We start from the raw sequence: 13254 nt of genomic DNA, 5'->3' as shown, positions 1-13254 counted from the left end.
CCCCGGGCAGGATGACACGCGAAAACCCCCGGCGCAGAGGCTTTCGCGGCGGTTCGGGCCGGGAATTGCTTACCGAACAGTTCTACTCGTCGTTACGTCGCGGCGAAGCGTTCCCGGATCGTCCACGTGGCAGGATCGACCGGGTGAAGACTTCCCGCACGATCGCAGCCGGTTCACTGCTCGTGGTCGCCCTGACCGGGTGCTCGGGCCGTCCCTCCGCCGCCGAACCCGCGATGACGCAGATCTCGAGTGAGGTCGCCGCCGCGGCAGTCCCCAAGGTCAGCCTGGGCAAGACGCTGGCCAACGGGCTCAGCGTGCCCTGGGGTGTGGCGTTCCTGGCCAACGGCTCGGCACTGGTGGCTCAGCGGCCCAGCGGGGCGATCACCAGGGTCAACCCCAGGGGCACGCGGAACCGGGTCGGCAAGGTACCCGGTGTGTTCAACGACGGGGAGGGCGGCCTGCTCGGCCTGGCACTGCGGCCCGGGGCCCGGCCCACCGCGAAGAAGCCGGTCCAGCTCTACGCCTATCTGACCACCAAGACCGACAACCGGGTCGTCCGGATGAGTTTCGACGGCAGCAAGCTCGGCAAGCCGAAGAACGTGCTCACCGGCATCCCGAGCGCCGGGAACCACAACGGCGGCGTGATCACCTTCGGCCCGGACGGCAAGCTCTGGATCGGCACCGGCGACGCCGCGGTCACCGACAACGCCCAGGACAAGAGCAGCCTCGGCGGCAAGATCCTGCGGCTCGACCCGGACGGCTCGATCTCGGCCGACAACCCGTTCAAGGGTTCGGCGGTGTACTCGCTCGGCCACCGCAACGTGCAAGGTCTGGCTTTCGACTCCAAGGGCCGGCCCTGGGCCACCGAGTTCGGCCAGGACACCTGGGACGAGTTCAACCGCATCCTGCCCGGGCGCAACTACGGCTGGCCGCTGGTCGAGGGCAAGAAGAAGCGCAAGGGTTTCGTCGCCCCGAAGGTGCAGTGGCGCACCGATGTCGCGTCCCCCAGCGGGCTGGCGATTGTGGACGATGTGGCCTACTTGGGTGCGCTACGTGGGGAACGGCTGTGGGCGGTCCCCCTGAAGGGCAAGGGCGTGGGTAAGGCGAAGAGCCTGTTCCACGGACGTTTCGGTCGCCTTCGCGCGGTGGCCGCCACTCCCAAGGGCAAGCACCTTTGGGTCACCACTTCCAACACCGACGGACGCGGGGAGCCCAGTCGCCGGGACGACCGCGTCCTGCGTCTGGACCTGGGTTAGAACCATGGACCGTGGGTTTCGGCCCACGGTCCATGGCCCAGCAGGTGGCTCTCAGCGCAGGATGCGTTCGAGTTGCCGGTCGAACGGCCGCTCGTGCAGGCCGGGCACCATCGACTTGGGCATCTTGTCCCGGCCGGCCGGGTGGCGGGCCACGGTGTCGTGGGCCAGCTGCGTCGCCTTGGCCGGCGGTTCGTAGAACACCTTGGCCGGGGTCTTCATCACCAGGTCGTGGATCAGCAGGGCCAGGGCCACCGCCGGCAGGGTCAGCAGGATCGGCAGGAACCACTTGATCCCCTGCACCGCGCCGGTCTCGGCCACCTGGTCCAGGACGAAGACCATGACCACCAGCAGCGGGGTGTGGGCCAGGTAGATCGGCAGGGTCCGGGAACCGAGGTAGCCCAGCAGCTTGACGTTCTGCAGCAGCAGGGCCACGCCGATCCCGGCGACCAGGCCGATGATCCGCACCACCACACCGACTCCCGGCAGGTAGATCACCCCGGTGAGGTAGGTCAGGGTGGCGATCGCCAGCCAGCCCGCCACCGCGGCCAGGGCCAGCGGTTTGGTCAGCCGGTTGGACAGGGCCAGCAGCACCGGCCGGTAGTAGATGCCGATCAGGAAGAACAGGTAGTACTTCGGCACGCCGTTCCAGCCCAGGTTGACCTCGGGCACCAGGCTGGAGAAGGCGAAGGCGCCGAGCAGCGCGCCCACGGCCAGCTGGGGGGCCAGCGGGAAACGTGAGCAGAGCCGGGCCACCACGAAGAAGATCGCCAGGGCCCAGATGAACCAGAGCTCGAACCGCGGCCGGGCCGGGGTCATCGCCAGCGAGACCAGCATCCGGAACGGGCTCAGCTGGTCGCCGGTGATCTGTGCGGCCACCAGGGCCTGGCCGGTGCCGACGAGCTGCCAGAGCAGATAGACCCAGGCCAGGAAGAACACCTTCTTGGCGAACAGGTCGGCCCAGGCGGCGTAGAGCCACTTGGTCGCGAGAATGCCCGCGCACATGAAGAAGAGCGGCATCCGCAGCGTGCTGACGACCTCGTTGACGTCGTCCCACACGCCGATGCTGATCGCCGATTCCTGGATCCACTGGGTGGCGTGGATGAACACGACCAGGACGATGGCCAGGCCGCGGGCGGTGTCGATCCAGGCCAGACGCGGTTTGCTGCCCTGCTCGCCGGGTTTCGCGTCACCGGGTCCGGCGGGCGGGCGGCCGGTGGACGGGTACCGGCCGTCGCGGGAGTCCGGGCGCCCGTACCGGTCCTGGTGGCCGTACTGATCCTGTTGACCGCGCTGGTCCGGGATCCCGTAACGGTCGTGCGGGCTGTACTGGTCCGGCTGACCGTACTCATCCGGCCGGCCGTAGCGGTCCTGCGTGCCGGGGTGGTTCCGTGTGCCGGAGTGGCCGGACCGGGCGTACTGCTCTTCCTCGCTGTACTGCTCCGGGCGGCCGTACTCACCTGGCTGACCGTGCTCATCCAGTTGGCCGGGGTAGTTCTGCGAGCCGGAGTGGCCCGACCGGGCGTACTGCTCTTCCTCGCCGTACTGCTCCGACCGACCGTACTCATCCGGGTTTCCGTGCCAGTCCCGCTGATCCGGGCCCCCGTACTCGTCCTGCCGAGCGTAATCGTCCGGAGGACCGTAGAGATCACGCTGGTCCGCACCACCGCGCCCACCCGGCCGACCGTACTCATCCGGCTGACCGTGGAGGTCCCGCTCGTCCGGTCTCGCATAGCTGTTCGACCGGGCGTACTGATCCGGGCCGTCGTATTGCTCCTGACGATCCGCGCGCCTGTACGGGTCCCCCTGATCCGTCTTGCCGTAAGCGTTCTGGCGGCCATTTGCGCCCCCACGCCCCTGGTCCCCGTACTCCCCCGGGTGACCGAACTCAGCTAGACGACCATCAGCGTCCCCACGCCCTGAACTCCCGTACGCCTCCTGGCGAGCAAGCTCATCGGCGCGGCTGTACGCGTCCCCACGCCCCAGACTTCCGTGCGCGTCCTCGCGACCGTCCCCGCCTACGCGACCGTACGCGTCCCCACGGTCCAGCTCCCCGTAAGCGTTTTGGCCAGCGAGACCACTCGTGTCCCCACGCCCCGAGCTTCCGTGCGCGTCCTGGCGACCGAAACCGTCCGGGCTGCTGTACTCGCTGTGCTGCTCCGGGGCGTCCGGCTGACCGTACTGGGCTTTACGGCCGTTACTGTCCCGACGCCCGTACCGCTCCAACTGGCTGTCCGGACCCGCCTGTCCAGCCTCGAGTTCCCGGGGGGAGAAGGCCTGACGGAAGTCCGCGATCTGGCGACCGTACTCGTCCTGGCTCTCGTCCTGGCCGTTTCGACTGCCTTGACCAGACCGGCTGCCCTCCAGGGCGTTCTGGCGGGCCTGGCCGATCGGCGCGGCGTCCGTCGGGCCGTGAGTACCCCGCTGACCGAAGTGGTCCTGCGGATCCGGCCAGACCGGGGCCTGTACCGAGTGTCCCGAGAAAGCGCCCGGCGCGTCGGCCTGGCCGTGCGTGCCGTTCTCTTCCGGGCGACCTGATCGGTCGTACGCCTCAGGCCCTCGAAGCTCTGCGGGCGTCTGCGCTGCCCGGGGGGGTTCGGGTTGCCCCGGAAGGTTCTGGCCGCGACCGGCGTTCCCGGACCGCGGGTCCGGCCCGGCGGAGCCATACCCCGAAACGCGCGGCTCGAAGAGGTTGTCGGAGGTAGCGGGCTGCGAGAGGTGCTGCAGCCACAGGGCATCCGAGGCGTCACGGGCCCGCTCCACGCGCTGGCGCTCCTGCCGGGGCGCGGCCTGACGCGCCTCCACGGAACGGAACTCGTGCTGGTGCTGGGTCGGCTGGTAACGATCGTCCGGCCGGTAGACCCCCCGCGACGGCTCACCCCACGAACTGTCGGCCGAGACGCCGTGGGTAGAACCCTGACTCGCGGGAACGTTGTCCTGAGGGACGTCAGCAACTGGAGCGGCGGGAGTGTCCGGAGCATCCGGCGCGTCCCACGGAGCAACGGTCCGCCGCGACCGACTCGGCTGCGGCACAGGCTCTTCCTGCGGCGCCGGATGCCGGGTCGGGGTGTTCAGACCGTCGACGGGCGTAGAGGCGGCAACCTCACCCCGCGGCGATCGACCGCCACCGCGAGCCGGGCTGACGAAACCCTCGTCCCACGGAGCCGGCGTTCCCGTACCCCGCCGGTTGCCACGTCCCCCATCGGGCTCTTCGCCAGGGACATCCCACGGCGCCTCGTAAGCACGCGGGGACTCGTACCCCCGGGTTTCAGCCGGGCTCGAATCCACATACCCCTGGGCGTCGGCGCGTCGTCGCTGCGAGCGGTACTGGGGAGCCGAATCGTCCCCCTGCGAATATCCGGCCTGCCCGTAGGGCGACCGGGCATAGTCGGCGGAGGCCGGGTTTCCCCGACGGCTGCGGATCGCATCGACGATCGGCACACCATTGGGTGTGGTGATCGGCGGAGCAGCCCGAAAAGCACCTGGCTGAGCAGGCGTTTCAGCTTCTGGCAGCCGACCCGGACCCGATCCGGCGGGAGTCTGAGGATCTTGCGGAGCTGCGCGACGCCGGGCCCGACGGCTACCTGAGACAGACCGGGGATCGTGAAGATCCGCCATCCGATGGCTCCTCGCCTTCCGTCACGCATGAAGGGGCCAGCCGTCCTGGTGCTGGACCCTGTGAGACGGTACAGGGCGTTTTGCGGCCTCACGCGGAATCTGTGCGTCTTTTACCGATTACTTTGCGCTGGAAACACATTGTGTCCGTTTTGAGACATTACGCGCCGAACGGTTCAGCATTTCCGTTGGTCGTCAACGGGTCTCGGTGGCGTCCAGATCCACCGAACTCAGTGGCCCGGACCGCTCAGCCGGTCGGCCATCGCGGCCAGGTCCCCGGCGCTCATCGCGTGCCCGTAGTGCAGGCCCTGGCCGAAACCGACCCCCATCCGCCGGACCAGATCGTCCACCTGGCTGGTCTCCACCCCCTCGACCACCACGCTCACCCCGACCGTGCGGCTCAGGTCGAGCACCGCCCGGGTGATCGCCCGCGAGCGCGGTTCGGAGACCAGGCTGCTGGTCAGGGCGCGGTCGATCTTCAGGATGTCGGCCGGCAGGCGCTGCAGGTAGCCCAGGGCCGAGTAGCCGGTGCCGAAGTCGTCGATCGCGATGGTGAAGCCGAGGGCGGCCAGCCGGTGCAGGGTCTGGGCCGCCTGCCCCTCCTCCACCAGGACCTGCTCGGTCACCTCGATGACGAACTGCTCGCGGGGAGCGCCGTGGGCGGTCACCGCCTCCTGCACCACCTGGTGGAAGCCGGGCACCCGCAGCTGGACCGGGCTGACGTTGCAGTTGATCCGGAGCCCGCGGTCGAACAGGCCTTCCTTCACGGCGCTGCTGAGCGTGGCTTCCATGATCTGCTCGCCGATGTCGACCACCATGCCGGTCTGCTCGGCCACGGTGATGAACTCGTCCGGGCCCACCCGGCCCAGCTGCGGATCGGTCCAGCGGGCCAGGGCCTCGGCGCCGGTGACCACGCCACGGCGCAGGTCGACGATCGGCTGGAACTGCACGGTGATCGCGCCGTCCTCCACGGCGGTGCGCAGTCGCTCCTCCACGCGCAGGCGGCGCTGGCGGATCTGGGCCACCGTGGCGTCGTACACCTCCACGCGGTTGCGGCCGGTGGCCTTGGCCACGCGCAACGCGGCGCCGGAGGCGGAGAGCGCACCCAGGGGGTCGACAACCGTGGGGGCCTCGTCGGAGTCGGACTGCTTGGCGGCAAGCTCCAGGGTGGCGTTCGCGTCTACCGCGGCGACGCCGATGCTGGCCGAAACCTCGATTCGGGTAACTCCCTCTACGTCGGCCGCCGACTGCCGCACGGCGGTGACCACGGTCTGGCCCACCGCGGTACCTACCTGCAGGGTGCCCGGCAGGAGCACCGCGAACTCGTCCCCACCGATCCGGCTGACCAGGGCGTTGGCCGGAACCGCAGCGCTGAGCCGGTGCGCGACCGCAGCCAGCAGCTTGTCGCCGGTGGCGTGGCCGAGCAGGTCGTTCACGTCTTTGAAGCCGTCCAGGTCGACGGTCAGCAGGCACCAGGGCTCGCCCTGCTGCAACCGGGCCATCTGGGCCTGCAGCACCCGGCGGTTGGCCAGGCCGGTCAGCGGGTCGGCGGTGGCCTCCTCGTTGAGCCGCTGCAGCAGGGCGGCCCGGATCCGGGTGTTCAGCAGCTCCCGGCCGCCGAACACGATCACCGCGATCATCACCAGGACCAGCGCGACCTTGTCGATGTCGTCGGCGGCCAGCAGCGCGGCCAGGGAGACCATCAGCAGGACCAGGCTGGTGGTGGTCGTGATGATCACGCCGCGCGCGTCCGGGTCGACCGGGGCGTTGCGCTCGTCCGCCGGCCCGGGCTCGTAGTGCAGCAGGCCGTAGGCGATCACCGGCCAGGCCAGGCACCACAGCAGGGCGGCCCACCACGGCCAGGTGTCCTGCTGCTGCTCGCTGGTCAGCGCGGCGCGCAGGGTGATCAGGTCGCCGACCGTGTACAGGCCGGCCCCGACCGCGGTGATCAGCAGATTGCGGTCCAGGTCGCGGACGAAGGCGAGGGTGGCGAAGCAGATCACCGTCAGATCGGCGATCAGCACCAGCACGGCCATCACCACGTCGGCGTCGAACGGCCGGTCGCTCAGCGCCGCGGAGAAGACGAAGTGCCAGGCCGGAAGGGCCACGGTGACGCCGAGCAGGACGGAGTCCAGGCCCAGGCGCCAGGCCGGATTGCGGCCGGGGACGATCCGGGGCACCAGCAGCAGGCCCCACACCCCCAGCGGGGCGGCGACCAGCGCGATCGCGTCACCGAACGACGGAAAGGTGTGGTCGGTGAGCGAATTGACGATCTGACCGGTGCCCCAGAACACCAGCGCGCCGCCGAGCACCTGGCGATAGCGCCGGGGTTCGTCGGTGGTCCCGAGCCAGGCCAGCACCGCGCCGCAGGCCAGGGCCACCGAACCGGTCAGCCCGGTGGCCAGGTTCCGGGCCTCGGGGCCCCGGTCGAGGCCGACGAAGGTCAGGACCACCGCGCAGGCGACGGCGAGTGCCGCCACCGCCCACAGCGCGGTGTCCCTGACTCTTCGTCGAGGGTGCGGTGAAGCGGGAGGCTTCACCGCGTCACGAAACATCAATCAGGCTTCGGCGTCCGGGGCGAGCCGCTCGATCACGAGCTCGCGGACCCGGGCCGCGTCGGCCTTGCCCTTCATCTCCTTCATCACCGCGCCGATCAGCGCGCCGGCGGCCTGCACCTTGCCGGCCCGGATCTTGTCGGCGATGCCCGGGTTGGCCGCGATCGCCCGGTCGACGGCCTCGCCCAGCGCGCCCTCGTCCGAGACCACGACCAGGCCGCGCTTCTCGACGACCTGCTCCGGGTCGCCCTCACCGGCCAGCACACCCTCGAGCGCCTGGCGGGCCAGGCTGTCGGTGAGCTGGCCGCCGTCCACCAGGGCCTGCAGCTGCGCGATCTGGGCCGGCGTCACCGGCATCTCGGCCAGCGTCTTCTCCTGCTGGTTGGCCAGCCGGGCCAGCTCACCGGTCCACCACTTGCGGGCCGCCGCGGACGAGGCACCGGCCGCGACCGTGGCCTCGACCAGCTCGACCGCACCGCCGTTGTAGAGGTCGCGCATCTCCTTGTCGGAGAAGCCCCACTCGCTCTGCAGCCGGCGCCGACGCAGGGCCGGCGGCTCGGGCAGGGTGGCGCGCAGCTCCTCGACCCACTGCGCCGCAGGCGCGATCGGGACCAGGTCGGGCTCGGGGAAGTAGCGGTAGTCGTCGGCGTCGGACTTCGGGCGGCCGGAGGTGGTGATCCCGGTGTCCTCGTGCCAGTGCCGGGTCTCCTGGAAGATGCTGCCGCCCTCGACCAGAACGGCCGCCTGGCGGGAGATCTCGTACTTCACCGCACGCTCGACACTGCGCAGCGAGTTGACGTTCTTGGTCTCCGTGCGGGTGCCCAGGGGAACCGCGTCCTGGTCCTCGGCGCGGGGACGCAGCGAGGCGTTGACGTCGCAGCGCATCGAGCCCTGCTCCATCTTCACGTCGCTGACCTTGAGCGCCCGCAGCAGCTCGCGCAGTGCGGAGACGTAGGCCTTGGCCACCTCCGGAGCCCGGTCCCCGGCCCCGCGGATCGGCTTGGTGACGATCTCGATCAGCGGGATGCCGGCCCGGTTGTAGTCGACCAGCGAGTACTCCGCGCCCTGGATCCGGCCGGTGGAGCCACCGATGTGCAGCGACTTACCGGTGTCCTCCTCCATGTGGGCGCGCTCGATCTCGACCCGGAAGGTCTCGCCGTCCTCCAGCTCGACGTCCAGGTACCCCTCGAACGCGATCGGCTCGTCGTACTGCGAGGTCTGGAAGTTCTTCGGCATGTCCGGGTAGAAGTAGTTCTTCCGGGCGAAGCGGCACCACTGGGCGATCGAGCAGTTCAGCGCCAGGCCGATCCGGATCGCCGACTCCAGGCCGGTCTGGTTCAGCACCGGCAGCGCGCCGGGCAGGCCCAGGCAGACCGGGCAGACCTGGGTGTTCGGCTCGGCGCCGAACTCGGTGGAGCAGCCGCAGAACATCTTGGTGTGGGTGTTCAGCTCGACGTGCACCTCGAGGCCGAGGACCGGGTCGAACTTCTCGAGGGCCTCGTCGTAGTCGAGGACCTCGGCGAACTGGCTGAGCGAGGTCACTTCATCGCCTCCAGGGTGTTCTTGGCCAGGAAGGGACCGCCCCAGCTCTCCACGAGCAGGGACTCCAGGGCAGCGCCGACCCGGTAGAGCCGGTCGTCGGCCTGGGCGGGAGCCAGCAGCTGGATCCCGGCCGGCAGACCGTCCTCGTCGGCCAGGCCGGAGGGCAGCGACATCCCGGGCACCCCGGCCAGGTTGGCCGGGATGGTGGCGACGTCCTGCAGGTACATCGACAGCGGGTCGTCGAGCTTGGCGCCCAGCTTGAACGCGGTGGTCGGGCTGGTCGGGCTGACCAGCACGTCGGCCTGCCCGAAGGCGGCGGCGAAGTCGCGCTGGATCAGCGTGCGCACCTTCTGGGCCGAGCCGTAGTAGGCGTCGTAGTAGCCGGAGGACAGGGCGTAGGTGCCCAGGATGATCCGGCGCTTGACCTCGTCACCGAAGCCGGCGGCCCGGGTGGCGGCCATCACCTGCTCGGCGCTGGGCGCCTCGACGCCCGCCGGGCCGACCCGCAGGCCGTAACGCATCGCGTCGAACTTGGCCAGGTTGCTGGAGGCCTCGCTCGGCAGGATCAGGTAGTACGCGGCCAGGGCCGCGGTGAAGCTCGGGCAGGAGACCTCGACGATCTCGGCACCGGCCTTGGTCAGCAGGGCCAACGACTCGTCGAAGCGGGCCATCACGCCGGCCTGGTAACCGCCGTCCCCGCCGTGCAGCTCACGGATCACGCCGATCTTCAGCCCGGCGATGCCCTCGGTCGCACCGGCCTTGGCGGCGGCCACGACGTCCGGGTAACCGTCGGTCAGGCTGGTCGAGTCCAGCGGGTCGTGCCCGGCCATCACCTCGTGCAGCAACGCCGTGTCCAGCACGGTGCGGGCGCACGGGCCGGCCTGGTCCAGGCTGGAGGCCAGGGCGATCAGTCCGTAGCGGGAGACCGCGCCGTAGGTCGGCTTCACGCCGACCGTGCCGGTGACCGACGCCGGCTGACGGATCGAGCCACCGGTGTCGGTGCCGGTGGCCAGCGGGGCCTCGAACGCGGCCAGCGCGGCGGACGAGCCACCGCCGGAACCGCCCGGGATCCGGTCCAGGTCCCACGGGTTGTGGGTGGCGCCGTAGGCCGAGTGCTCGGTGGAGGAGCCCATCGCGAACTCGTCCATGTTGGTCTTGCCCAGGGTGACCAGCCGCGCCTCTTTGAGACGGCGCACGACGGTGGCGTCGTACGGCGGGATCCAGCCCTCGAGCATCTTCGAGCCGGCCGTGGTGGGCAGGCCCTGCGTGGTCATCACGTCCTTGACCGCGATCGGCACCCCGGCCAGGGCACCGAGCTGCTCACCGGCCTTACGGGCGGTGTCGACGGCGGCGGCCTCGGCCAGCGCCTGCTCCCCGGCGACGTGCAGGAACGCGTGAACGTCCCCGTCGACCTGGGCGATCCGGTCCAGATGGGCCTGGGTGACCTCGACGGCGGAGACCTCGCCGGACGAGAGCAGGCCCGAGAGCTCGGCCGCGGTGCGGCGGATCAGCTCGCTCATCAGTCCTCCTCAAGGATGCGGGGAACGCGGAAACGCTGCTCCTGCTGGGCCGGGGCTCCCGCGAGTGCCTGCTCCGCGGACAGGCCGGGGCGCGGCACGTCCGGGCGGGTCACGTTGACGAGTGGCATCGGGTGCGACGTGGCGGGCACGTCGTCCCCGGCCACCTCACGGACCTGGGCCACGGCGCCGAGAATGACGTCGAGCTGGCCGGCCATCCGGTCCAGCTCCGCGTCGTTCATCTCGATCCGGGCCAGTCCGGCGAGGTGGGCCACCTCATCGCGAGAGATCGCGGGCATGAGGAGAGGCTCCCTTGCGTTCGGTGGTGTTGCTTGCTTCTGCTAAATGCCAGGGCAGTCTACGGTCACCACCACCCGCCCCATACGCACGACTCCCGCAGCAGGCCCGGAGCGGCCCCAGCCGTTTCATGTCCGTAACCTGAAAGCCCCGAACCGGAGGTCAACCCCCGTGTCCCAGGACGTGGAACCCACGAACACCGACGAGGGCACGCCCGCACTGCCCCCGTTCAACGCGGTCGCCGTCCGTGAGGTCGACCCGTCTGCGGTTGCCGAGCCGGGTCTGCCCGAGGGCGACACGATCAGTGCCGCGGCCCGGCACGTGTTCGGCAACCCCGAGGCCGAGATCTGCATCGTCGAGTTCGGCGACTACGAGTGCCCCTACTGCGCCGGTGCCGCCCCCGTGCTGCACGAGGTGGTCGATTCGTCCGAGGGCCGGATCCGTCTGGTCTTCCAGAACTTCCCGCTGTTCGAGGTGCACCCCTTCGCCCTCACCGCCGCTCTGGCCGCGGAGTCGGTGCAGGCCACGAGCGGGAACGACGCGTTCTGGAAGATGCACCACAAGCTGTTCAAGAACCAGAACCGGCTCACCGACCGTGATCTGCGGATGTACGCGGAGTACGTGGGTGCGGATCCCGACAAGGCGGTCGGCGAGGCCGCCCAGGAGTACGCGCCGCTGGTGCAGGCCGACTACGCGGCCGGCGTGGCCAGCGGCGTTTCCGGTACCCCCACCTTGTTCATCGACGGGGCGCCGTATTCCGGCGTGGTGGATGTCGCATCGATCCGCCGCGCGACCAACGGCAGTGCGTCGGTCACGCCCCGGCGGCGCTTCTTCGGTCTCGGCTAAACCGAATGGGAGACGTTGTGCGCACCTCGCGCGCGCAACGTCCCCTGTTGTTTCGTTCCCCCGCACACCAATGGGGGACGTCGTACGCACCTCGCAGGCCCACGTCCCCAGTTGTTTCCTCCCGCACACCAAATGGCGGACGTTGTGCGCACCTTGCGCACAACGTCCGCCATTTGGTTTGTTGGCAGTTTCGTCCCGGAACGGCTAGCGGCCGAACGAGCGGGGGTAGTCCGGTGCCGTCCACGGGAGCGGCGGGAGCTCGGGGGGAGCGCTGTCGCCCGCCGGGGAGCACAGCGGCATACGTTCGCCCATCACCCGCAACACCCACACGCCGACCACCGCGGACAGCAGCGAACCCGCCAGGATGCCGATCTTGGCCTGGTCCTGCAGCGCCTGGTCGTCGAAGGCCAGGTCGGTGATGAACAGGGAGATGGTGAAGCCGATCCCGGCCAGCAACGCTGCGCCGAACAGGTGGCCGTAACGTACCCCGCCGGGCAACATGCCTACCCCCGAGCGCAGCGCTCCGATGGCGAACATGGTGATCCCCAGGCCGTTACCCACCAGCAGACCCACGATGACGCCGATCGTCACCGACGACGTCAGGGCGCTCCCGATCGTCTCCGAGCTGAGCTCCACGCCCGCGTTGGCCAGGCCGAAGGCGGGGATGACGGCGAACGCCGACCAGGGGTGCAGCCAGGTCTGCAGGCGCTCGTTGGCCGAGACCGTGGAGTTGGCAGCCAGATTCGCCAGGCGCACTCCGGAGGCCGAGGGGTTCTCGATCAGGGCGCGGCCGAAGACCACCAGTTCCCGGCTGCGGTTCTCCGGGGTAGAAGCCGGAATCAGCAGGCCCGCCAGCACACCGGCCAGGGTGGGGTGAACACCGCAGGCGTAGGCCGCGAACCACAGGGCGAGCGTGAGGATGACGTAGGGGGTGAGCTTCCAGTAGCCGATCCAGCGCAGCACCCCGAACAGCGCCAGGATCCCCACCATCGCGAACAACGGCACGATCTGGATGTCGTCGGAGTAGAAGATCGCCATCACCGCGATCGCCCCGATGTCGTCGACCACGGCCAGCGCCAGCAGGAAGATCCGCAGCCGGTCCGGGCAGCGCGGGCCGAACAGGGCGAGCACGCCGAGCACGAACGCGGTGTCGGTGGACATCACGATGCCCCAGCCCTGCATCGCCTCGCCGCCGTCGCCGAACACCGAGTTGATGATCAGGTAGATCACGATCGGCACGGCCAGACCGCCGATCGCACCGATCGCCGGCACGCTCATGATCCGCCGGTCGCTCAGTTCCCCGGCGGTGGTCTCACGGGCCACCTCCAGGCCGATCACCATGAAGAACACGGCCATCGCGGCGTCGTTGACGAAGTGGTGCAGGTCCATCTCGAAGACGGCCTCACCCACCGCCATCCGGATCGGGGTCTCCCAGAGGTGGTGGTAGCTCTCCCCGAAGGGTGAGTTGACCCAGATCAGTGCCACCACACTGGCCGCGAGCAGCACGGCGGCGCTGCTGGCCTCGTTGTGGATGAAGCGCTGCAGCGACGGGGTCATCGACGGAGTGACAAAACGCAGGGGCGGCCCTGGGCGCAGACTGACGGCCATGCGGCACATCCTGCCTCAGGT

General features: G+C 69.9%; 8 protein-coding genes. 2 read left to right on the top strand and 6 right to left on the bottom strand.

Translation table 11 applies throughout. The features are described from left to right. Positions 1 to 143 precede the first annotated feature (143 nt). Entirely contained in the window at positions 144 to 1256 is a 1113-nt protein-coding gene (locus LR394_RS22685; protein ID WP_231445201.1) for a PQQ-dependent sugar dehydrogenase, read from the top strand. Between the two features lie 51 nt (positions 1257 to 1307). Here the strand turns inward: LR394_RS22685 and LR394_RS22680 are convergent, their stop codons facing one another. The 5 genes from LR394_RS22680 to gatC form a co-directional block, all read right to left on the bottom strand. Next, positions 1308 to 4694 carry an acyltransferase family protein gene (locus tag LR394_RS22680; RefSeq protein ID WP_231445199.1) on the bottom strand — a complete coding sequence of 1129 codons (3387 nt, stop codon included), beginning with the start codon at positions 4692 to 4694 and terminating at the stop codon, positions 1308 to 1310. 404 nt (positions 4695 to 5098) lie between these two features. Beyond that, positions 5099 to 7348, bottom strand: a complete 2250-nt coding sequence (locus tag LR394_RS43120; protein ID WP_231445197.1) for a putative bifunctional diguanylate cyclase/phosphodiesterase — start codon at positions 7346 to 7348, stop codon at positions 5099 to 5101. A gap of 78 nt (positions 7349 to 7426) precedes the next feature. After that, entirely contained in the window at positions 7427 to 8965 is a 1539-nt protein-coding gene (gatB, locus tag LR394_RS22670) for an Asp-tRNA(Asn)/Glu-tRNA(Gln) amidotransferase subunit GatB (RefSeq protein WP_231445195.1), read from the bottom strand. Further along, entirely contained in the window at positions 8962 to 10485 is a 1524-nt protein-coding gene (gene gatA, locus LR394_RS22665) for an Asp-tRNA(Asn)/Glu-tRNA(Gln) amidotransferase subunit GatA (protein WP_231445193.1), read from the bottom strand. Before gatA ends, gatB begins: the two co-directional genes overlap by 4 nt. Beyond that, the gene (gatC, locus tag LR394_RS22660) at positions 10485 to 10781 is read right to left on the bottom strand and encodes an Asp-tRNA(Asn)/Glu-tRNA(Gln) amidotransferase subunit GatC (protein ID WP_231445191.1); all 297 of its coding nucleotides are present in this window, start codon (positions 10779 to 10781) and stop codon (positions 10485 to 10487) included. Before gatC ends, gatA begins: the two co-directional genes overlap by 1 nt. A gap of 169 nt (positions 10782 to 10950) precedes the next feature. On the opposite strand from gatC, the gene LR394_RS22655 reads away from it, so the two are divergent. After that, positions 10951 to 11625 carry a DsbA family protein gene (locus LR394_RS22655; protein WP_231445189.1) on the top strand — a complete coding sequence of 225 codons (675 nt, stop codon included), beginning with the start codon at positions 10951 to 10953 and terminating at the stop codon, positions 11623 to 11625. Between the two features lie 204 nt (positions 11626 to 11829). Here the strand turns inward: LR394_RS22655 and nhaA are convergent, their stop codons facing one another. Beyond that, positions 11830 to 13233: a Na+/H+ antiporter NhaA gene (gene nhaA / locus LR394_RS22650; RefSeq protein WP_231445187.1), complete on the bottom strand. Its 1404-nt coding sequence runs from the start codon at positions 13231 to 13233 to the stop codon at positions 11830 to 11832. Between the last annotated feature and the right edge of the window lie 21 nt (positions 13234 to 13254).

Origin of the sequence: Kineosporia babensis, assembly GCF_021129305.1 — a bacterium.
GTDB lineage: Bacteria > Actinomycetota > Actinomycetes > Actinomycetales > Kineosporiaceae > Kineosporia > Kineosporia babensis.
This window is presented reverse-complemented; position numbering and strand designations above follow the sequence as displayed.